General features: G+C 58.5%; 1 protein-coding gene. It reads right to left on the bottom strand.

What is annotated here, in order from left to right; translation table 11 throughout:
• Positions 1–257: 257 nt before the first annotated feature.
• Complete coding sequence (locus BMF35_RS13590) at positions 258–25,475, bottom strand: tandem-95 repeat protein (protein ID WP_047007337.1); 25,218 nt, start codon at positions 25,473–25,475, stop codon at positions 258–260.
• Positions 25,476–25,580 lie beyond the last annotated feature (105 nt).

Genomic DNA, 25,580 nt, shown 5'->3' with positions numbered 1-25,580 from the left:
ATGTCGCAATGTCAGGTCTACGCGCTACAAACCGCAAAGCGGACGTTCTGCAATCGGCCCAGTTTCTGCCGCTAAGAACTACTTTCCTCTGGTTTCGAGATTCCGCGCAATTCCTTCATTTACGCTGAAAACTCCGCAATTATCCGTTCCTGTTTGCGCAAAGCCTTGTGGCCATTGTATTCTGTTGCATCTTCAGAAAGCTAGACATGTCAAAGGAAGATAGACGCTCACCTGATCGGTAACAGCCGCTCACACCATCAAAGATACCAGTCGTAAGTATCAGTCGGCGCAAGGCCAAAGCGGTTCGTCTCGTCTTGCTCTCGCACGCCGAACGTGGCCAGATCCTGACGGATCATCGCCAAGCGGTTTGCAATCTCAGGATCGGCTAAGTCTTCTGGCAGCGCCGCCGCAGCCGTTCCGTTGAATTCAATCGATTGCGCTCGTTCGTGTGGCAGATCCTGCGTGACCCGGTCGTCGTCATTGGCAGCGACCAGCGCATTGTCTGCCGCGTCAAGATCCTCAAGTCGGACACGTTCAAATGGCATTATCTGCGTGTGGGCTCCGTCTGACATTGCAACCGTCGATGCTGATGAGAATTCGGCGCGCTCAAGCGGGGCACGAAGGAAATCGTCGAGCCAGAACCGCGGTGCCTCTGCCATGGGGTAGTTGAAGACACTGTCCACCTTGCCGCTGCGCTCATTACGTACAGCAAGCTGCTCCAGAAATGCATTCAAGTTTCGGTCAAAACGCGCTCCCCACGTTGCTGAGGCCGCGCCTCCGCCAACCGACATTGCTTCGCTAAGGCCAGCATAATCGCGCCAGTCGACCAAGGACTGAATGGCCGTGGTGATAGCGCGCGACGGATCAGGTGCACCCACCGATACGGTGCCCCCGGCTGTCTGCGAAGGACGATAGGCCAGCGACACATCAGCCGCAGTAGATACTGAGCCATCAGCACGGGTGAAGGTGGCCGTGGAGACCACCGCATTGCGATCCAGTTTTGTGCGGAAATCGCTTCCCGTCGCTGTCAGCGAGATAGAAACAAAGCCTGCATCGGCAAGATTGCGCAATTCGCCAGTATCCGTGCGCCCGTCGCTGTTGTAATCCTGCCAGACGCGCAGTTCACCGAAGCGCGCATCATCAGCATCCACGCGTCCGTCACCATTGCTGTCGAGCCAGGCCAAGCCTTGGAGCCCACTGCGCGCGTCTTCATGTTCGGCGGCCAGCGAAAGCTCTGACGCTTCGGTAATAAGCCCGTCATTGTTGCGGTCGATGACAAGGAAGCCATCATCGCTTTTCACCCAGCCGGTATCGTCGGCTACGCCATCACCATTGTAGTCGAAGCTGGCATCGGATTTTTTGCGCTTCACCAGCTCAACGCCGTCGCCATCAAGATCAAGCACGACAGGCGCGAACATACCGTAGCTCTTGCCACGGAACGTCATGATCGTATTGGCACCCAGCTGCCCTGCCCCTGGATCGATTGCGTTCTTGGAAGACTTCGGCACAAGCGAAACCGAGCCGCCAGCGATTTCCAAACGGTACTTTTTCTTTTTGCGACTGTAATTGTAGCTCACTGTTGTGAGCTCCGGCAGATTGGTCGCTGCGGAGAAATAGGTCAGCGCGGCATCGGCGAATTCGCGTGTGACGCCGCTGGTCAGCGTGTAACTGCCGGTATTGATGACCGCGACTTCGCCAAATTCGGTCGTCCCGTCCACTGGCGTGCCTGTGAGATTGATTGAGGCAATGCCGACCTCAGCAAGGCCAGCTGTCTCACCGGTATCGATCGCGCCATCGCCATCGGCATCGCGCCAGACGCCGAATTCGCCGAACCGCTCGTCACTCGCATCGAGAACGCCGTCACCATTGCTGTCAAACGCGGCAAGGCCTTCAAGGTCAGTCGAAGCGTCCTCGACATCGTCGACGAAGCTGATTTCCTCGACCCCTGACATCGTGCCGTTTCCGTCCCGGTCAAGATAGAGAAATGCCTCGTCGCTGCTGATCCAGCTCGTATCATCAGCGAGCCCATCCTTGTCGAGATCGAAGCGCGCATCGCTCTCGGTGGCGCTGAGCGTCCGGATGCCGTCGCCGCCTAAATCCAGAATAATGGGTGAGACAACGGAGGCGGTATCGCCGTTCTTGAAAGACAGGAGTTCGATGCTGCCGATCGTATCGATACCGTCATCGCCATCAATTGTCGGTGCGGTATCCACAACCCGCACTTCGCCACTGACGGTGCGGATCACATAGGTGCTGCGCGAGCCGAAGTAGTAGGCGGTATCATAACCGCCATTACCGATCAGCTCGTCATTACCGGAATTGCCCCACAGCTGATCGTCGCCGGACAGACCCTGCAATTTGTCGTCGCCGTCGCCGCCTGCAAGACGATCATTCTCCTTGCCGCCCTTAAGGTGATCGTCGCCCGCACCGCCTGCGATGGCATTGGCCTCCTTGTTGTTGCCGAACAGCTTGTCATCGCCGCTCGTACCTTCAGAGAAGTCTTCGAACAGGCTGTCGATACGAACGGTAACGGTGCCGACCGCGCTCTCATCACCGTCGCTGATCGTATAGGAGAAAGTGTCGGTTCCTATGAACGTACTGTCGACCGTATAAACGACATTTCCGTCAGCATCGAAGCTGACTGCGCCGACGCCCGATGCTGTGAGGTTAGTGATGCTGATAGCGTCGTCATCGGGATCGCTGTCATTTGCGAGCAGATCAGATGCAAGGATTGTCAGATCTTGTGTCTGCAAGCCGACAAAAACGCCGTCGTCCATCGCAACCGGCGGATCATTGGGATCGATGATTGTCGCTGTAAAACTCGTCGACGCGGTATATTCGCCATCACTCGCAGAAACCGAGAAGGTGAACACGCCGTCGAAGTCGTCAGGCGCTGCGCCAGTAAAGCGGGTGCCGTCAAAATCGATCCAGTCAGGCAACGGGCTGCCATCGGCCAACGTGGCCGAGAGCGTGAGCACGTCGCCATCAACATCGCTGAACAGATCGGCCGGAAGCGGCCAGTCGATCGTTTCGCGGCCTAGGATTGTGACATCGGAAACGGTGCCCGCCAATATTGGGGCATCATTCACCGGCAGAATATCAAGCGTGATCGTGTCACTGGCGCTGAGCGTACCGTCGTTTGCCGTCACCAAGATTTGCAGCACCCCGTTGACGTCCTGCGGAGGCGTGCCTTCGAGCATAGCACCGTTCAGCGACAGCCACATTGGGAGAGGATCGCCATTAGCAAGCGTGACGCTAAAGCCTATGGCATCGCCATCGACGTCGCTGAAATTGCCAAGCGGAAGGATATGAGAGAGTGGGCTGTCCTCGCTGACGACAATCGCGCCCAACGGGCCATTGAGCACCGGCGCATCATTGACCGGGTCTATCGTTAGCGTGAACATATCACTGGCAGAAAGACCGGAGGCATCCGTCGCTGTCACACGAATTTCAAAGGTGCCGTTGTAATCTTGCGGCGGAGTACCGGAGAGACTTGCACCGTCAAATACCATCCAGTCAGGCAATGCATTACCGTCCGCGAGCGCGGCGGTAATTGTCAGTGTAGCGTCGTCCACATCGGTAAAAGTCGACGGGTCGATGCCGAAGCTGAACGACGTGTCCTCGTCCGAGGCGACATCAGCGTTGGCATTCGCCAGCACCGGCGCATCGTTCACAGGTAGAATATCGATGGAAATCGCATCGCTGACCGAAAGCTCTTCGTCGCTCGCTGTGACGAGAATTTCCAGCAAGCCGTTGAAGTCAAGCGGAGGATTTCCGGTGATGCTGCCTCCACTTAGCGTCAACCAAGCAGGCAGCGGATCGCCGTTGGCCAATGTGGCGCTGATCGACAGCGCGTCGCCATCCACGTCGGCAAAACGCTCGAGCGGCAGCATGATCGACACCGCTTGGTCCTCCACACCCACATAATGACCAATCGGCCCAGCCAGAGTCGGGGCGTCGTTTACAGGATCGATGATCAGCGCGAAGCTATCGCTGGCGTTGAACTCGCCATCGCTTGCAACCACTGTGATTTGCAGAACGCCATTGAAGTCTTGCGGCGGAATGCCAGTGAATGCCGCGCCATCGAAACTTATCCACTCGGGCAGAGCGGAACCATCCGCCAGTTTCGCGGTAAGGGCGAGCGTATCGCCATCCACATCGGCAAACGTGCCTGCGGGCAGCGAGATAACAAACGGGGTATCTTCGTCAGAATTGGTATCGGCGATAGCCAAAAGCAGCACAGGCGCATCGTTGGCGGGATCGATGGTCAGCACGAAGCTGGCATTCGCAGTCAGTTCACCGTCGCTCGCCGTGACGGTAAGCGCGATCGAGCCATTGAAGTCCTGCGGTGGGATGCCGGTGAAAGATAGTCCGTCGAAAGCCATCCACTCGGGCAGAGCGGAACCATCCGCCAGCGTGGCAGTGAGGGTCAGCGTGTCACCGTCAACATCGCTGAATACTCCGTGAGGTAGGTCGACTATAAACGCCGTATCTTCCGGCGAGCTGACATTGACCAGCTCTTGCGTGAGAACCGGCGCATCATTGGCCGGGTCGATGGTCAGCACGAAGCTATTCGCCGCTGTATATTCACCGTCGCTGGCCGTCACGGTAACGACAAGGCTGCCATTGAAATCCTGCGGGGGCGTGCCGGAGAAGGTCGCGCCGTCAAAGCCCAGCCAGTCGGGCAGCGGCGCACCATCGGCCAGCTTTGCGGACAGGGAAAGCGCATCGCCATCTACATCTGCGAATGTGCCGGTTGGAAGGGTGATGGCGAATGGCTCATCCTCGGCAGACGACTGGTCGGCCAGCGCCTGCACCAGCACCGGTGCATCGTTCACAGGATCGATAGCAAGAGTGAACTGCTGGCTTTTTGTCAGCTCACCATCGTTGGCGGCTATCTCGATGGCAAGCGCGCCGTTAAAGTCTGTCGGCGGGGTTCCGGTGAATGCGGAGCCGTCAAAGGCTAGCCATGCCGGCAGCGGATCACCGCCTGCAAGCGTGGCGATCAATGTCAAGGCATCGCCGTCGACATCGCTGAAGGCTGCCGTATCGATGGCCACGCTGATCGAGGTGTCCTCGTCAAAATTGGCATCGGAAATCAGTGCGTCCACGACAGGAGCATCGTTAATCGGCACAATATCGATGGCCAGAGACGAACTCGCCGTGCCGCCATTGCCGTCGCTGACCGTCAGGCCTACCGAAGCAGCGCCGTTACGATCGGCATCGGGCACGAAGCGCAGGAAGTCGCCATCAATGGTAGCTGTTCCGCCGACGACTGCCGCAACCGACAGGTTCAACGTATCACCGTCGGCATCGAAATCGTTGGCAAGCAGGTCCGACACGGCAACCAGCATCACCTGGTCCTCATCCACTTCCAACGGACCATCATTGTTGGCAATCGGTGCGTCGTTCACCGATGCGACGAACACGCTGATGCTGGTGGTCGATTCAGCTCCATTAATATCGGCGACGGTATAAGCAAACGTCACCAAGCCATGAACGTCCGCAGGCGGCGTTAGAGTGACGGAGCCGTCATCCTCCAGAACCGCCGTGGCGCCTTCGGTGATGGCCTGAACACCGACAATGCTGATTTCATCACCATCGGGATCCAAGTCATTGCCCAGCAGCGCCGATGGGACGAGGTGTAAAGCCACGTCCTCGTCAGTAGCAAGCACGTCGCTTTTGACGCGCGGTGCGTCGTTCACCGGAGCCACTGTAATGGTGACATGGCCGGTGGCCGGACCAGCATCATCGTCGGTCACGGTGTAATCAAAGGCTGCCGTGCCATAGAAATCTGGATCGGGCGTGAAGGTCACAACTCCGTCTTCCAGCGATACTGTGCCGTTCACGGCATTTCCTACCGCAGACACCCGTATCGCGCTGCCATCCGCGTCCGTATCGTTCGCCAGCAGTTCAGCGGCAGTAATGGCAAGCGGCACATCTTCATCGGTAACGAAGACATCGTCGCCCGCTTCCGGCTTGTCAGGCAGGTCGGTAACCTCCACCGTCACGCTCGCCCAGTTCTCGGAAATCAGGCCCTTCTCGTCCCGCGCGCGATAGCGGACAGTGATGGTGCCGTTAAAGTTGGCCGGCGGCGTCAGCAGCAGATTGATGCCATCGCGTTCCAGCGTGCCGATGTCGGTTTCGAACTCGGCAAACTCCAGCAGGTCGCCCTCCGGATCGCTGTCGTTGGCGAACATATCCGCCGCGCGCAACACGATGACGCTGTCTTCGTCACCCACGAACGGCCCTGGATCATCAGTCACCACTGGCGCATCATTCTGCGGTGCGATGGTGACGTTGACGGTCGCCTGACGCTCGAACTCGCCGTCGCTCATCCAATAGTAGAACGAAGCGGGACCATTGTAGTTTTCGGCCGGAGTGAACACCACGTTACCATTGTCGTCGAACGCGACCGATCCATGCTCGGGGAAGTCATCTAGGCGGGTCACCGTCAGTACATCACCGTTGGGATCACTGTCGTTAGCCAGCAACTGCGCCTGTGTCAGCACCAACGGGATATCCTCGATACCCTCGAAGCTGTCGTTGCGCGCGGTCGGCGGATCGTTGGGCGGCAGCACGGTCACGGCAACGCTGCCGCTGCCGGTGAGGCCGGTGCCATCCTCAACGATGGTGTAAGTGAAATCGGCCGGGCCGACATAGCCATCTGTCGGGGTGAAGCGCACCATCTGCTGCCCGTTCACCTCTTCCAGGACCACGGTGCCGTTGGCAGCCTCGCCCAGGCTGTCGAAAGCAAAGCCGTCGCCCTCAGGGTCGCTATCATTGGCAAGCAAACTGGCGACGCTGATCAGCACATCGCTGCCGCTGCGCACGCTAGCACTGTCGTTGCCAATACGCGGCGCATCATTGACGGGACGCACTTCCAGCGTGACATGTGCCCATGCTTCGCCGCCATTGCCGTCACTAACGCGGTAAGAGAAGCCCGCCGTACCGCTATAGTCTGCCTCCGGACGGAACGTGACGTAACCCGCCGCGATGCTTTCGGCAGAGCCATGATCTTCTTCCGTGCTCGAGAAGCCCACGACAGTCAGACTATCACCGTCGATATCGCCGTCGTTCTCCAGCAGCCAGCCCACCGGGATGTTGAAAAGCTCGTCTTCGTTGATGATGAAGGTGCCATCATCCTGGGCATAAGGATCGTCGTTGACCGGGCGGATATTCACTTCTACCCGCGCGGTAGACACTCGGCCGCTGCCGTCGGTCACCTTGTAGGCGAAGAAGGCATCGCCATTGAAGTCCTGCGCCCCGAGGAAGGTGATCGTGCCGTCATCGTTGAGAGTTGCCGATCCACCGGAAATATCGCTGACCTGGAACACCGTCAGCGTCCCGTCGGGATCGCCGCCATCGTTGACGGTAAGGATTGCCGAATCGAATGTGAACGGCGAATCCTCATCAGCCCAGAAGACCAGATCGTCTTCGGCCTGAAAGCGCGTGGCCGCCGCGTTCGCGTCAATCGTCGCACGGTCCCACACGGTGCCGTCGTCAAACACGATGCTTTCAATGCCGGAACCACCGCCGGTGAAGTGATCGACAATGCGGACAAGGTCGACGGTAAAGCCGTCACCTTGCTCCAGTTCCACGATCAGATCGTTGCCATCGTAGTACAGGCTAACGGATTCGGCAGCATAGCCGTCCACTATCCGCAACATATCTGTATCGGCATCAAGCGCGGCTTCGCGGATAACATCCTGCCCGGTGCCATTGCCGAGAATGTATGTATCGCTGCCGCCACCGCCGGACAGGTCATCGTCACCACGGTTGCCGTCGATCAGGTTGTCGCCCGCATCGCCCGTCATCACGTCGCTGTAGAGCGAGCCGCGCACATCCTCGATATTGGTGTAGGTATCGCCGTTAGCCTCGCCGCGCGAGCCGCTGCCCGCGCCAAGATCAATGGTCACGCCGCCGTCGGCATCGGAGAAGTCGAGCAGGTCATGCCCGCCACGCCCGTCGATTACATCCGCGCCGTCGCCACCGGCGATGACGTTTTCGCCATCGTCGCCCAGCAGCACATCGGCGTCGGCGGAACCGATCAAATTCTCGATGTTGGAAATGGTGTCGCCATCGGCATCACCACCGCTGGCAGTGTCTGTCGCCAAGTCGATAGACACACCGGTGGCGCTGATCGAATAATCGGCAGTGTCCACGCCCTCGCCGCCATCGAGAACGTCGCCGCCACGGCCGCCCACCAAATGGTCATCCCCGGCCCCGCCGATCAGGACGTCATCCGAACGCCCGCCGTCGAGGACATTGTCGTTATCATCACCTGTCAAATTGTCTTCGTGCAGTGTGCCGATCACGTTCTCAATGCTCGACAGCGTGTCGCCCTCAGCCGCGCCGCCAAAGCCGGTGCCATCCACCAGCGAGACTGTGACGCCTTCTGCTGAGTCGCTGTAATTGGCGGTGTCCACACCCTCGCCGCCGTCGACAATGTCTGCGCCAAGCCCGCCGTCGATGAAATCATCGCCCGCGCCGCCCAGCAACGCATCGTCGCCATCGCGACCATGGATGATGTCATCACCACCGCGCCCATCGAGCATATTGGTGCCCAGCGTGCCGTAAAGCTGGTCCCCGCGCTCGCTGCCGATCAGGCCCTCAATGCTTTCCAGTTCGTCGCCTTCGGCATAACCACCCTGCCCGATCCGGGCGAGGATATCCATGCGCAGTCCAACATTGGAGTCGCTGAAGTCAGCAATGTCGAAACCCTCACCGCCGTCCAGCAGGTCTGCCCCGTCGCCGCCGCGCAGAACGTCGTCGCCTTCGCGGCCATAGAGATCGTCCACGCCGCCAAGTCCGATCATCGTCTCGTCCAGCGCGGAACCGATCAGCAGGTCACGCCGGTCCGTGCCGGAAATGACAAGGTCTCGTTCGGCCCGAATGAAAGACTCGACATGGCCGACATCATAGAGCCCAGTCTGGTCGTCAATCAGGTAGTCAAAGTCGATACTGCCGGTGTACGCAGGATCGAATTCGATCACGATGAAATCGCTGTCGTAGATGGACCAGCTGCCCGTGCTGAGGTTCAGCAGACTGTCGAGCACGACCTCGGATTCGCCGTATTTATGCACCCAGCCGGCGCTGAGCGAATAGGTCGACTTATCGATATCGTAATCGTTGGCCAGCAGGTCTTCCACCCGAAGCACCAGCGGACGCTGTGCGCCGCTGGCGAAGCCGGTATCGTCGAGTGCGGTCGGCGCGTCGGGCGTCCCTTCAAACGTCACATCGATCAGACCGCCATCGCTGAACTCGCCGTCGCTGACGCGATAGCTGAAAGTGTGCGTGCCGGTGACATCATCCTTGGGCACAAGCACAAGATCACCGTTGTCGTTGTAATACCAATCTTTCAGCAGACCACCGGGACTGTTACTGGTGTCAGGGCCAATCACTGTCAGCGGATCGCCATTGGGATCGAAGTCGTTGGCCAGTATTTCGGCCATGGTGATGACGATTGGGGTATCTTCGATGCCAGTGAATTCGTCCCAGCCTGCAGTCGGGCCGACATTGCCGGTTGGTCGGAAATACAAGCTAACCGAGCCATCGGTCACCGCGTTCTGCGGATCGCTGATCACATAGCTGAACGTGGCCATGCCCCAATAGCCCTCGTCAGGCGTGAAGGTGATGAAACCGTCATCGCCCAGTTCCACCGTGCCGTGTCCGGCGTTGCTGACCGTGTTGAGAACGAGCGAGTTGTCAGGATCGTCTATGTCATAATCATTGCGCAGCAGGATGGAGGCATCGAAGCGCAGAGTCTGGTCTTGTGTACCGAAAAGCTCGGCAATGGGAGAGCGTCCCTGTGCGCTGTCTTCAACAGCCGTCGGCGCGTCGTTGACAGGTGTGACGTCCACGTCGACGCTCTGCGAGGTGATGCCGCCTTGGCCGTCATCCAAGGTATAGCGGAACGAGGCCGTGCCGTTGAAGTTGGCACCCGGATCGTAGAGGATAGTGTTGTTCTCGAACAGCTCCACCGTGCCACCACCCGACACGATCGAGACAGCGACGATGGTGAGCGGATCACCATCGACATCATAATCATTGGCGGTCAGAACGTCGCCGCTGAAGAACAGCAGCGTGTCTTCTGCCGTAGTCAGCATGTCGAGCGTGGCTACTGGAGCATCGTTGACTGGGCGTACTGTCACCGCCACCGATGCCGTGGCAAATCCGCCAGCGCCGTCGCTGACCTGATAAGTGAACGATGTGTCCCCGAAGAAATCGCCGACTGGAGAAAGCAGAAGACTGCCATCGGTGTCAATTTGCGCGGCAATATTGGCATTGCCCGAAACCGAAACGATAGTCAGCTGATCCCCGTCGATATCGCTGTCATTGGCAAGGACGCCCGCCAGCGTTGCGGCGCTGACGAACAGCGGTGTGCCTTCATCGGTGGCCAGGCCAAGGTTGTCACCCAGCGCCACCGGTGTGTCGTTCACCGGCAGCACGTCGATTTCCACCCGCGCCTCGTCGCGACCGCCTTCGGGCGTATTGGCGACGTAAGTGAAGTAACCCTTGCCGTTAAAATTGGCATCGGGCGTGAAAGTGATGTCGCCATTGCTGGACAGTGCCGCAATGCCGCCAACGACGTCCTTAACCTGGGCGATTTCCATGCGGTCGCCATCGGTGTCGTTCGCAAGCACGGTGCGCGAACGGATGACCAGCGTATCATCCTCGTTTACGTTAAGGCCGAAATCGTCTTTGGCCTCTGCCACGGGACGCACGCGCAGCGCGAGGGCAGTGTCGACAAAGCCCTGGCGCCCGTCGGTGACCACGTATTCGATGCGCGCAACCCCGGTGAAATCAGCATCTGCAGTGAAGTTGATCGAACCATCGGCATTGAGCACGGCACTGCCGCCGACCACTTCACCCAACGCGTGGATCGACACCGGATCGCCATCAGCATCGAAATCGTTGCCGAGGATGGAAGCGGCGGAGATTTCCAACGTGGTGCCCTGCACCAGGTCGCGGAAACCGTCCGGGTTGGCGACCGGCGCGTGGTTGCCAAGGATGGCGTCGACGGCGTTGCGGTCCCACACGGTGCCGTCGGCAAAGCTGATTTCCTCAATGGCATCATCGCCATCGGCAAGCATGTTGACGAGCGTAATGCTGTCAGTGTCGTTGCCGACAAAGGTCATCACCACCCCGGCAGAGCCGAAGTAGAGACGCGTCAACTGGACATCGGCAGCATTGTACCCGTCAACTACAAGGCGATCGAACCCGCCGCCATTGTCCTCAATCAGATCGTGCCCGTCGCCCGCGCGGAAGGTGTAGGTGTCGTCACCCGCCAGTCCGTGCAGTTCGTCATCACCAAGTCCGCCAGCGAGCTGGTCGTTGCCGGCGAAGCCCCAGATACGCGCGTCACCCGGCGCATCCAGCGCGGCGAGCAATGCCGGGCGCAAGGCGTCGGGCGACCAGGTTTCGCCATCGGCAAATTCGATAATGTCGACGCCGGTATCATCTTCCAGCAACGCATCGGCCAGCACCACGCGGTCACCATTCGTGAATGCGATGACAAGGTCATGCCCGGCAGGCGGGCTGCGGAACAGCTGGGTAACGTCGTCAGCGAAATAGTCGCTCAGCAGCAGACGATCCGCTGTGCCGCTAGTGTCGACGATGCGGTCCACCCCGTCGCCCGAGGCAAAAACATAGGTATCATCACCGCCAAGGCCAGCGAGGTTGTCATTGCCGGCGCCGCCTTGGATAAGCTCACCTTCGGCAGTGCCAACGATGTAGTTATTGCCGTCGTTGGCTAGATCGGCGATTGCCCGCGCGACCAATGCTGCATGATCAAGCGTGTTACCGGTGTCTGCAAACACTAGCGAAGCAATCGAGCTGGCTGCGTCGAGGCCGCCCAGCAGAAGGATCGAGGCGCCATTTCCGAAGTCGAGCAGCAGGTCGGAATTGCCCGCCTCGAACCGGCGAACGGTGAGGTCGCTAAGGGCAATGCCTTCCACTACCAACGTGTTGCTGCCCGCCGTGTCGCGCACAACGTCGCGCCCGTCGCCTGCCGCGAAGTAATAGGTGTCATCGCCGCCGGTCAGGTCGAACACGATGTCGTTACCGGTGCCGCCACGTATGCTGTCGTTGCCAAGGCCACCGGTCAGACGATCATCGCCCGCCTGCCCGCTGATAGCGACTCCATCATTGTCGGCTGTGATCCGGTCAGCGGCAGCGGTGCCGCCATAGGCAAGGTCGCGCAAATCCTGCGCTGTCCAGATCGTGCCGTCGGCGAATTCCAGGACATCGACCCCGCTATCGACAACGTGCAAGCCATCGCGCACGGTGATGCGATCATTGGTGCCAAGAATGGAGATGCGATAATCGGCGTTGTAGGCCGTCACCTGCACATCTGCAGGCGTGATCCCGGCATCGAGCAAGATACGGTCCGTACCGCCGGTACCGCCATCGATGATGGTGTCCGCTCCGCTGCCACGGGCGAAGAAATAGGTATCGTCGCCAAGCTGGCCCGAAAGCGTGTCTGCCCCTGCGCCGCCGTCGATGTAATCGTTGCCTTCGCCCGCGCTGACGCTGTCGATCCCGCCCAGCGCTAGGATTCGATCGTCCCCTGCGGTCCCGGTAAGGGTGTCGTCGCCCTCCGTCCCCGAGGGCCTTTGCTCGGCAATGTAAGCGGCATCCCATACGGTGCCATCGTCAAAGCTGATCGAGCCGATGCTCCAGCCCGTATACGAGAAGGCATTGGTGATGGTGACCCGCTGATTGCCGCCGTCGAGGTGTAGTTCCAGTGTGTTTCCATCGAACACCATACGCAGGTCATCAGGGGAAATGCCTGCGCCAAATACGATGGTATCCACGCCATCGGTGGAGCTGCCGCCAATGGTGTCCTGTCCATCACCCAGTTCGATGACATAGGTGTCGGCATCCGGCCCGCCATCCATGCTGTCGTTTCCGGCGCCACCGATCAGCGTGTCATCGCCGCTGTCGCCGCTGATGTAGTCGTTGCCCGAATCCCCCGACAGTATGTCATTGCCGTTGTCGCCGTAGAGATTGTCATCCCCGGCACCGCCTGATGCATTGTCATCGAAGGGGCTAGCCTGCAGGTAGTCATTGCCGCCAAGCATATCGATGGTGCGCGCAGTGCTGCTGTCGGAGAAATCGATATCGTCCGCGCCCTGTGTCGCGGCAAAGGCTAGCTCGTATAGCTGCGCGCTCGACACCACGGAGCCATCGGAGAAGTGGAAGTCGAAGCGGTCGAAACCGACCCAATCGAGTGCCTCAAGCGTCAAGCGGTCCGAGGTCCCAAGGATCGCCACGGTCAGATCACCCCAATCGTAGGTGACCACCAAATCGGCCAAAGTTATGCCCGCAGCCACTTGAACGATATCGTGATCGGTAGTCAGGTCATCCCATTCATAGGCCGTATCCTGCCCGGTGCCATTGCCGAACAGATAGGTGTCGATCCCATAATCACCCATAAGGTAGTCATTGCCACTGCCACCATCGAGAATATCCGCATGGATGGTGCCGACTAGGTTGTCGTTCCCGCCAAACCCCTGAATCAGGCCACCATCGACCCGGCCGAAGACAAAGTCGTCTCCATCGCCCCAGCCGATAAGGGCAATAACATCCTCTTCGGCAAGGACCGTGCCGTCGGCGAATTCAAAGGTCTCGATCCGCTGCTCGAAACGGCCGTGGCGGGAGATTGACACGGTCCCACCAGTTAGCAGGTTGGTGATATCGAGATCGCCATTGCTGCCGCCTGCAAAGACAATATCGTCTACCGTAATGCCTTCGGCAAACACGATCCGGTCAGTGCCACTGGTTTCGGATATGTGGACATGGCCCGCATAGTTACGGATCACATAAGTGTCGTCGCCAGTGCCGCCATAAAGGTAATCATTGCCGCTACCGCCTTCCAGGATGTCGTTCCCGGCGTAACCCCACAGACGATCATCTCCGGTGTCGCCATAGATCCAGTCGTCGAAGTCATCGCCATAGAGATAGTTGTCGCCACTATCGCCCAGCAGTTGCAGCCCGCTCGGCCCATCGGGGTCGTTGGTCGGCGGGACGTAAGACTGATATGAGAACAGATCGATAGCGTCAGTGTCAATCGCGCCCGGAGCGACGCCCAAAAGACGCAGGAAGGGAATATTGGTCGTCTCGTTTACGCGCAGCGAGATAACGGTATCCGCCCCGTCACCGTCGAACAGGAAAGAATTGATCTGAACGCTGCTGGATGTACCCCAGAGTTCGGTTCCGAAGAAGATGAATGGCACCTTTTCGACAAGCCCCATGTCGATACTGAAATCGAGCTTATCGATGCCCGGCGTGAAGTCGGTGATGACATCGACTTCATGCGGAAAGCCGAAGATAGCGATCGGCCGTGACCACAAGTCGATCTCGAACGTATCTGCACCAGCACCGCCAGTCAGGAAATCGACTTTTAAATCGGTGTAGTTGTAAATGGAATCGTCACCGCCTCCGGCATCAATAACATCCGCGCCCTCGGCGCCATCGAGATAGTTGCTGGTGTCGTCGCCAAGCAGCGTGTCATCGCCTCCTGCCGCCCAGTAATAATCTGGAATCTGGATATGCAGGATTTCGTCGAGACTGGTTGCGAGATAGGTGGACTGCGCGTCGATGGTAACTTCGACAGTGCCGCTGGAACCATCAGGCATAAAGCCTTGCCAGAACTGATCCGAAATAAGATCTGCGGGATCAACGCTTTCCAAAAGCGCCACCGGCTCTGCATCGGAACCATCGCCCAGGCGACTGACCACCAGCAGCGCGCCACCCGGATGCTCGCCCCACGAAAGGTGGCCGGTTGCGAATGGATCGTCGCCATATTCAAAATTGACGAAGCTACCGAAGGCTTCTTCCTCGATCCAGATTTCGGTCCCGCCAGCACCTACGACAAAGTTGGTGTAGGTGCGATTGGGTCGGTCAAGATTGATCGAAATGTTGGTACCGGAAGCAATCACTTCCGGCGGAAACTCCTCCCCGCCGCCGCCCAGCGAGCTAATGTATGGCTCACCAGCAAACGGATCGGTGGGGAACGCCCCATAAAGCTCGGCGTCACCTTCAGCGGCGCTGACGATATTGGCCAGCATAACCGAGTCCGCCAGGATCGTGCCGTCATCGAAGTGAAAAGCCTTGATGCCAATAGTGTTGAGCGTGTTGGTATAGCGCGTCTGATCGATGATCGTGACGGAATCGTTCGTACCACGGATCGCAAGCTGCACATCTCCGTCGCCGCGGTCGATGACCAGAATGTCGTCGGGCGTGATCCCGGGACCGAAATAAAGTCGGTTGAGATCATAGCTGCGGACCTCGTCGATGATGTCGTGCCCATCGCCAAGGTTGAAGTAGTAGCGGTCTCCACCGGAGCCAAGCTGGAGGACGTCGCGGCCCGGACCGCCAGTTGCTTCATCCTCCAGGTAGGAGCCGATTATATTGTCGTCGCCATCGGTAGATTGCAGTTTGGCCGCAACCATGTCCGCCCAGGTCAGCACAGTGCCGTTGGCGAACACGGATTCCTCAATCACATCGGTTTCGAATTGCAGACCATTGCCGATCTCGATCCGGTCATCACTGCCAATAATACGAAGAGCGAGCGATAGCCCCTCATCGATGAATTCGATGTCCTTCGGATCGATACCTTCGCCGAACACGATACGATCAAAGCCGCCCGCCTCGTCGATGAAGTCTTGGCCGTCGCCGAGATTGAAGTGATAAGTGTCGTCGGCGCTTGCACCGTTCAGTGTGTCGTCACCCGGTCCACCGGTGATGACATTATTGTCCCAAGTGCCATTGACGACATCATTGCCACCCAGCGCATCAATATCGGGATACGTAGTGCTGAGGTCGATTACGTCGTCCCCTGCAGTCGCCAAAGGCGGACGCTCGGTCATCGCTTCGACCATGGTGTTGGTCCAGGTGGTGCCATCAGCGAATTCGATGACATCAACGCGCCAGTTGGTTCGCGAATACCAATTTTTGAAAGTGACGCGATCGTCGTCCGGCAGGATGAGCACGATATCGTTGTTGATCCGCTCGACCGCAATCTCGTCAGGCAGAATACCCTCGCCAAAACGCAAAGTGTCGGTGCCATTCGACTCGTAGATCAAATCCTGTCCATCACCTTTGTCAAAAAGGTAAAGGTCATCACCGGACAGGTCATAGATTTTGTCGTCGCCCTTGCCACCAACGTAGATGTCGTTGCCGCCAATGCCTTCGATGACGTCATTGCCATCGCCGCCGTAGAACTGTTCTGCCGCGCTACCGCCTTCCAGCGTGTCGTCCCCGCCGAGACCGTACAGCGCGCCACCGAAATTGAGTGGCACGAACAGGGTATCGTCGCCTTCCGTCGCAGAACGCGCCTGCACCGCCATGTCGTCCTGCGTCCAAACGGTGCCGTCCTCGAAGACGAACTGTTCGATGCGGTAGGAGCCGTTAAACAACTCATCAATGAAAAGCCAGTCACCGTCGGCGCCGACATAAAGCAACGCGTCATTGGTGTTGCGCATCGTGAAACGGATGTCGGACGGCGCAATTCCGGCGCCGAAGACCAGCGTGTCAACGCCGCCGGTGTCGCGGATGGTGTCGTATTCGTCGCCGAGGTTGAAGACATAGGTATCGTTGCCGCCCGCCCCCTGAAGCGTGTCGCCCCCCGCGCCGCCGGTGATAAAATCCTCGCCACTGGTGCCGTTGATGGTGTCATCATCGTCGGTGAAGTTGAGGAAACCTTCCGTATCAGAGCGCAGACCACTGGCGATCTCGGCCCGGGTGATGACAGTATCATCGCCCAAGCGGATTTCCTCGATCCCCGCCAAGCCAGTATCCGCCTGTCCGCGAAGGATGATGCGATCATCGCTGTTGGCGAATTCCACCACCACGTCACTGCTGCCATCGTAGAGGTAGGCAAACGACAGGTCGGCAAAGGCATAGCCTTCCACTTGCAGCACGTCGGTGCCGCTCCCGGTGTCGATGATGGTGTCCGCGCCGTCGAACCGGTGGAAGATATAGGTATCGCTCCCGGACTGGCCGACGATGATATCGTCCCCGCGTCCGCCGTCGAAGGTGGCAGGCGGCGCTCCTGCATCGGGGAAGCCCTGGATCAGGTCATTGCCGCCGGTAGCGGCGCTTTCGATAATCAGCGCGCGGATGTCTTCTGCCGTCAACACATCGCCATTCGAGAATTCGTATTCCTCGATCCGCGAGTCGCCCGATATCGCGCCGCGCACGATAGTCTCGCCGTCGAGTCCAGCAAAGGATATGGCGATATCACCGCTCTCGGGATCAAGGCGGCGCACCTGCATCAGCGCGCGCGAACCAGCATCGAAGCGCACGCGGTCAATACCGCCGGTGTCTGAGATAATGTCAAGACCAGGGTTTTCGCCGATGACATAGAGATCGTCGCCGGTCAGGCCCTTCAGCTCGTCATTGCCAAGGCCACCTTCGATCCGGTCGGAGCGGTCGGCAAAACCCACCACGATATCGTCATTGTCGGTCACCTGGCCCGCTATCAGGGCGTTTCGCACGTCCTCGTATTCATAGGTGAAACCATCGACCAGGACGATGCTTTCGATCTTGCTGGCATCTAGCAATCCGCTGCGCACCAGCAGGCTGTCGCCAGTGGACGGTATTCGGATGACGAGATCGTCGCCATGGGCCTCGAAGGCCAACATGTCGGCGCTGACGCGTTCGCCCATTTCGATGCGGTCAATGCCGCCGGTATCCTCGATGGCATCCTGGCCATAGCCGACATCGAAGCGATAGGTGTCGCCGCCAGTGTAGCCGCGCAGGTCATCCGAACCAAGGCCTCCGTCGAGGACGTCGCCGCGATCCTCAAACCCGTGGATCAGGTCGTCGCCGTCAGTGCCACGCAGTAGCGCCTCGAAGATTTCTGTCTCGCCCCAGATCGTGCCGTCAGCGAAGTCGAAGATCTCGATACGGCGTTCACCCAGTCCGTCGATAATGCGCAGCTGTTCCAATGAATCCGCCAGCGTGATAACGATATCGGTGCCTTCGCGGCGCAAGATCACATCATCCGGGCTGACCAATTCACCGAAGACCACGCGGTCCTGCGCACCTTCCTGGGAACTTGCGTCTGTCTTTTCGGTAATGGTGTCGAAATCGTAATTCGTGCCGAAAAGATAGGTATCGCCGAAATAGCCCCCGAACAGCTGGTCATCACCTTCGCGACCATCAAGGATGTTTTCGCGATCCTCGAACCCTGTCAGCACATTGTCGCCGCGCGTGCCGCCGGAGATTTGCAGAATTTCCTCAACATCAGAGATGGTGATCTCCGAGCCGCCGAAGAACTCGAATATCTCGACACCTTTCAGCACCGAGCCGAACTGGCCCGAAACCCGCAGGGTATCGGTATAGCCGACGAAGCTGATCAGCAGGTCGTCACCTTCCTTGGAGAAGCGCACATCGTCATAAACCACATCGGCACCGAACCGAACGCGGTCATCCGCGCGCCAGTTGCCATGGTCGATCTTGTCGTCGATGATATCGTTGCCGTAACCGATATCGAACAGGTAGATATCGCCGTCCGACGAGCCGCGCAGGATATCGTCACCGCCACGCCCGTCGATGGTTTCGGCATAGTGTGTGCCGATCAGCACATCGTCGCCATCGGTACCGATCAGGTCGATATCGTCCGCACCGAGATCAGTCCAGGCCACTGCCAAGCCGTCGAACATTAGTTGCTCAATCACGGTGTCTGCAAGGCGGTTATACTGGCCCACCAGCGTCAGGCTGTCGCCCGTTTCGCGGATCGTCAGGGTCAGGTCATTGGCGGCGCGCGAAAAGTCGATGCCGAACAGGTCGGTATCGGTGATTTCAAGCACATCGAAACCAGCGGGCAGAAGCAGATGACGACCCTCTCCAGTATCGAAAATGCGATCGTGGCCATAGCCCTTGGAAAAAATGTAACGGTCGCTGAAGAGGCCGCCTTGCAGCAGGTCATCGCCCGCCCCTCCATCGAGCGTGTCGTTCCAGTCGAAGCCGATAATCGTGTCATCGCCGTCGGTGCTTTCTTGCGCCAAGATTTCTCGACCAAGACGATCCTGATCCCAGATAGTCCCATCGCCGAACTGGATATGGTCGACGTTGTCTTCCCAGATGATCCAGAATGCATAGGTTACCAGAAATTGGTTCTTTAGAGTGACGACTTCGCCGGTATCCTTCACGCGCAGCTGCACTGTTTGTGAGCCGGGTTCACGCAGTATTTCGATATCGTCTGCGCTTATCCCGTTCAGAACGAGTGTATTCTCGGTTTCCGAAACGCCGATGCCGACTTCAAATGAGCTATCTTGGATAACGTCGTTTCCGTATCCGCGCTCAAAGATGTATGTGTCGGAACCGTCACCGCCAGCAAGCAGATCATCGCCCGCACCGCCGTCTAGCGTTTCGGCCTCCCCGAATCCGAAGATTGCGTCCTCGCCATCGGTGCGCGCTTCTTCCAGTACGCGCTTGCGGATTTGTTCTTCGTCCAGGAAGCTTCCATCCTCGAACACCAGCAGTTCAATCTGGTTCGGGCGGAGTGTGGTAATAAAGGCGTTCTGCTGGAAGAACTGGCCCTGAATAGTCAGACTATCTCCGGTGCGCTCGCCGTTTTCGTCGAGCAGATAGATGGTAAAATCGTTGGAATCGCCGATGCGTTGCAGCGAGATGGAATCGGCGGAAATACCGTCTCCGAAGGAGACAATATCGATGCCGTTGCGGAAGGGGTTGTCCTCCGCGTCGATGATCGTGTCCTCGCCATAGCCTTGCTTGAACATGTACAGATCGCCATCACCGCCACCGCGCAGGATGTCGTTGCCTGCACCGCCATCCAGCACGTCGATCGAACTGGTACCGAACACCACATCATTGCTGTCGAGCGGATGGCTGGCCGCGTAGGCCATGTCGACGAAATCCCACACCGTGCCATCGGCGAAAACGATCTCGACGATCTCGGTGTTGTCCGAATAGTCGCCGCCAAATAAGCCCGGCCAGCGGCCATCGAACTGGTCGCGGATGGTCACCGTGTGACCGGTCGCAATCTCTTGGATCACCAGGTCTTCGCCGTCTTTGTAAAGATAGACGTCGGTCGGCGTCAGGTGGGCAAAGCGCAGGTAGTCGGAGGCGCGCGGTTGCAGAATGCCTTCGATATCTTGGATGGTGACATCGACGAAATCGCGTCCGATCACGTAGGTGTCGCTACCCAGCCCACCACGCGCGAGCGTTGCGCCTGCACCGACATAAATCAGATCATCTCCACGCGTCCCATCGAACTCAGGATTTGTCGCATCAACGAGTCCGATCCGCTCCTCGTCGACGGACAGCGCCTCTGCCACTTGCAGGAAGCTGGCGTCGACCGGTGCATTCTCGAACGCGGCAACGACCATATGGAACAGGAATTCCTGACTGTTGGGGCCTTTGCCGTGGCGCTTGAAATCGGGATAGACGGTATTCAGCACCTTGTCCCATTCGCGCAGGTAGTCGACCGTTTCCGTCGCCCCGGCGGGCGCTGCCTCCAAAACATTGGTAAAAAGCGGGATCAGCTCGCGGCCTGAGGTGGCTTGGAAGGTGTCGGTAGCGGGATCGTATTCCACGCCCTCGAAGAAGCTGGCGAGACCGCCCTGCGAAGCGATGCGCACGGCCATGGCACGCCCGACTGAGAGGAAGGCGTCGACCAGCGTGCGCGAGAAGTCGATGTTCTCCGAGATGCTGTAGTCGTAGACCAGCGAATTGTCGGCCGCGCTTTCGGCCACAAACAGCTCAGGCCGGAACTCGAACCCGGCAGACGCGAAGGCGAACTCTATTTCCTCCAGCGCCATGACTTCCACGCGCACGGCACTGTCGTCGCTGTTGTTGGCGTCGGGGAGATTCTCTAGATCGAGCTGGTACCCGCGCAGGCCGAACTGGCCTGGACCATAGGCGGCCTGATTATCCAGCGCACGTTGCAGATTGCTGGCCCAGACCGCGAACATGCCGTCCTCATCACGGATCCAGACCGAATAGTCCGTGACGATACCATCGCGAATGTAGAATGCCGCCTTGTCGTATGGCTGCTCCAGCATGGCAGGGGCAAAGACCTCGATCCGCCACTCCTGCCCGTCAGCCACAGTCTGATTGCGGATGTCGGAAAGGCTCGCGCGGTCGATGGATGCACCTGTGGCGTCAAGCACGGGATTGCCGCTCGCCAATGTCCAGTATTCGCCCTGCGCATCGGTGTGGCGCATGGCATAGTCGAGCACCGTGGCGACGCCGCCATCAAGCGAAACGAGATAGGCGGTTTCCTCACGCGCCTCAGGAACGAAACCGCGCCCGGCGGGAGTCCAACCCTGCACCAACTGCCAGCTGCCGCCACCGGAGTCGGATTGTGCCAGCACCTCTTCCAGCGTTGGCCGGTCAATGGACGCACCTGTGGCGTCAAGCACAGTATTGCCACTGGCAAGTTGCCAGTATCCGCCGCTGGCATCCTCGACATAGACGGCGTGATCAGCCAGTTCGCCGCCTGCATCCAGCAGCACGGCAGAAAGTTCGTGCGACGCCGGGTTGGAGCGCGCCCACGCGCCCAGCACTTCGCGTGCCTGATCACGCAGTTGGTCGAGATCGCCGGTCACCATTTGCGAGGCCGTGTCCGCCAGCAGGTCTGCCAGTGCCGCATCGTTGCTGCTCGCCACGGAAAGATCGGTCAGCACGCCATAGCCCTTGGCACCGATAGCCTCGCCCGAGGCCTCCTTGGGAGCAAAAGAGGCAGTGCCGTTGTCGCCAAGGTAGCGCGTTTCGCTGCGGTCGATGGGGAAGATCAGCTCGCCCATGGCCCCGGTGGAGCCGTCCGACCGGGCATAGAAGCCCTCTGCGCGGATCGTTGCCCCACTGGCGACTTCAATATCCACTTGTGTCGGGCGAACAGAGAACGCGGTGATGTCGAAAGCCGCCAGTTCGTGCAGTTCGCCCGCGTCGGTAATCCCGTTTTCGTTGGCATCGCGCCAGATCTGTAGGTCGGCAAAGTTCAGGTCGGAGGCATCGACGATTCCGTCGCCATTGCTGTCCCAATCCTCCAATTCAGTATAGCCCGAAAGGCCCGGCCCGCCGAACAGCTCTGTCGCAGTTATCAGCCCGTCGCCATCGGCATCGTGGACCAGGAATCCGTCATCGCCCGAAATCCAGCCCGACTTTTCGCCGAATAAGTCGCCGTCATTATCCCAATAGACCGCACCAAGTCCGGTGGACACGATCCCGTCACCGTTAAGGTCGAGCACGAGCGGATCGTCAGCAGGCAACCACAACAGATTCTTGGCAAAGCGACCCGCAGCCTGCGCAAAGGCACCGACATAGCTGAAGAGTGCGCGGAACAGCGAAATCTCGTTGTCCCCGCCAAAAATGAAGAACTCCATGCCGAGGTCGCCCTCGTCCCAGTCCTGCACCACCATCGTGTGCGAGAGCAGCTCTTCCTCGGTCTCCTGCGCCGACAGATTGGGCCCGAAAGACACCAGCAGCTGGTCGCTCTCCGTCCGGCCATAGGTTACCCAAGGCAGCAACCAATCGCGCGCCGTGCCCTTTTCCAGCGCGGCGCCCAGCCAGCCATTATTGGTCCCGCCCGTCAGCGGCGCGCCAAACAGCTGCAGCCGGTCGTTCTTGCCGGCATCCATGATGAAGCTGCCCGCACTCCACCAGAAGGTGTCATCGTTCCCCGCGCCCGTATACGAAACACCCTTCCCGTCCAGACCGTCACCCCACAGCTGACCTTTGTAGGACGAGTTGTAGAGAAAATCGCGACCTTCGCCGCCGACCACGATGGCGCCCTCACCGCCGCGCACCATAAGGCGGTCGTCATCTGAACCGCCATCAATCGTGAGGCGCAACTCTTCGCCGGCTTTCAGGGCAAATGGATCCGGCTCGGGTCCGGTATATTCCTCACCTGCAGCCATCGCCGCAGCCTTGGCATCGGCAAGTTCCTGCTGGGCAGGGTCGAAATACTTACCGGCAGTAAACGCTTTTGCGCCAACGTAGAGGACGACATCTTCGCCCGCCCCTGCGGTAATCGTACCGTACCCCGAATGGATAGAATAGTCTTGAGCTGTAAAGGCGAAGCTGTCGTCCTGATTAGTGAGAACGACATTCTCGAGACCTTTTGTCTTTACTGTATCGTCACCCGTCAAACCATCTTCGACGGCAAAGCTGGCACCGCTTAAATTCAGAAGGAGGGTCGGCACCGCTGAGAAAAATCCGAGCGCCGAATACTCCGAGTAGGACAAGTTGCCCAAAGCGCCTTGAGTGGTTCCGTTACGCCAGAAAATTCCCGTTTCGCCAGATTCCCCGCGCGTTGCATATTCTACGGTGTCGAAGCCTGATGTGCGGACGGTGCCCACAGTCGGAGCGCCCATATCAACCGTAAACGGCGTGCCGAATATGTCCACATAACCAGTGACGTATTCATTCATCGTCGCCGCGTCGAGCTTCAACTCATCGGCGTAGTCTGTCAAAATGAGCTGTTCGACATCCTGCATCCGGTTCACACTTGTATCGCCGGTAAGGAGACTATTAAGCGTGAACTCGATATCGGTCTTGCGATCATTGTCGGGGGACGCAACTGCGGTCAGGGTGACTTCATAACCCTCAAGCGGATTGGCTCGCGATAGGTCGACACGATCTTCGCCCCCGCCGCCCTGAAAAAAGTTGTTCCCATATATATCGGAGAGAACGTCATTGTCGGCACCGCCGAACAACATGTCGTTGCCGAGCCCGCCAACCAATGTGTCGCTGCCCGCCGAACCGATCAGAAAGTCATTATCGTCGGTACCTGTTACCTTGTCGTCTCCATCCCCCAGAACAAAGACTGCTATTTCATCATCCGACAAACGGTTTGCACTGCCCGGTGCTAGCCCATCGAATGTGTTGTCCGTGGTTTGGACAGAGAGACGCCCTACAATTGTGCCTGGATTTTCAACATCGTAAAGCCATTTCGCGCCGGCTCGTACCGGCGAAGCCCACTCTACGCCATCGGCTTGGCCTGGAACTGGGCCGTAAAAACGCAGGGGGAACTGCGTATCACCAGTGGCATTCCGAAGCATCGTAGAGATGCCAACGATTTCCATTTCCTGACGTTCTTGCCCCGCATCCCAAGTAACGTCCGAAAGATCGATTGAGAGGGCAGTGCGATCCCCATTCACATCGATCACACCTGCGGTAAATTGCTGGTCCTCCACGTCGGCAAAGGCCAGCCGTCCGGCATACTGCGTGATAATCCGCGCCAAATCGCCAGCTATGTTTCGAAAGCTATCGGAGATACCTTCATCAGCCAGCACTCTTCCAAGCTGGTTGGCATCATTGAACCAAGCCTTGATTGCCGTATCGCCAAATGGGCGTTCGCCTTCATCGATAGCGGAGTAGGCAATAGCTGCTCTTAGCTGATCGGTAGGCGCGTACTCACCCTGACCTCCGCTCTCGACTGAACCAGAAGAGCGCCCGAGCGCTTCCCCAATGTCATCATCGAAAAGAGAATCGATTAGGTCCGGTGCAGCGGTCTGCCAGTCTGTATCAATTGGCATCACCTCTGCATATTTCAGCATTACAAGCAGCGCTTGGCTGTGCCGCTTAACGATATCCAACGGCGAATCGATTGCGCCAAATACAGACAATTCTTCCTGCGGAACGGTCGATTCGGCGAGCGGCGTTCTGATCGCCTGGCTCCATCCCTCGATGGCCGCGGCCAACCCAACCCTACCCCCAGAAATGATGGCGGTCGCGGTAGCAATGAACGCCGCGATAAGTTGGACGTTGCCGTTGCGCACATAGGTAAGCAACTCGCCCTCGACAGCGATCGCGGTAAAGTTATCGACGGAAGGCGCACGCAGCCCAACGTTTTCAAAGTCTTCGACAGACGCGGAGTAGGCTTCCTGGAACTGCTCTATCTTTGTTTTTAAATCTCCGAATTCTTCCGGCGTCGCCTTTTCGGCAAGGAGATCGAGAAATTCAGAGCTTTCGCTGGCCTCCGCCAAAGCCGCGATGAAATTCAAAGCATAGGAGAAGGACCCTTGTACGAAGGGCATATGATCATAGCCGTAACCTTCCACGCCCGTAAGCGATGCGACCAGCCCTGCCAGGCCGCCACCTAGTGAATGGCCGACGACGACGACATCGCTGGGAACATCCGCCGACATCAGGTCGGTAATGGGCCGATCCGTTACTGCACTGTAAAATTCCAGCGCAAGATTGCTTTGCGATGTCTGGGTCTCGACACCCAAAGCATGAAAAATATCTGTGACCGCGCCGCCAAAATCGTCGCTGTAAATGTGGCCGAAAAGGGCTTCGAGAATCTGCTGGGAAACAACCACCCCAGGGTACCCGGCACCCAACCCATAGCCGGTGTTGGCATCTTCCAGCGGGTTGTCCGTCCCGCGATACGAGATGATCGTCTCGCCATTCCATTCGTAGGCGATGGCGTAGAAATCGGCGTCTTCACTAGGCGTGTCCGTCGCAGTGTCGAACTCAACCTGCGAGTCAGTCAAGATTCTGGCGTTCCCCAAGAATCCCTCGCTTAAGAGGCCTGCTAGTCGCTGACCGTACCCGCGGTTGTATGAGTCTAGGGCAAGTATGGCCAGAAAAAGGTCTCG

The sequence above is a fragment of the Aurantiacibacter gangjinensis genome, from assembly GCF_001886695.1.
GTDB classification, from domain to species: domain Bacteria; phylum Pseudomonadota; class Alphaproteobacteria; order Sphingomonadales; family Sphingomonadaceae; genus Alteraurantiacibacter; species Alteraurantiacibacter gangjinensis.
The sequence above is the reverse complement of the archived record's forward strand: the minus strand, read 5'-3'. Positions and strand labels throughout refer to the sequence as shown.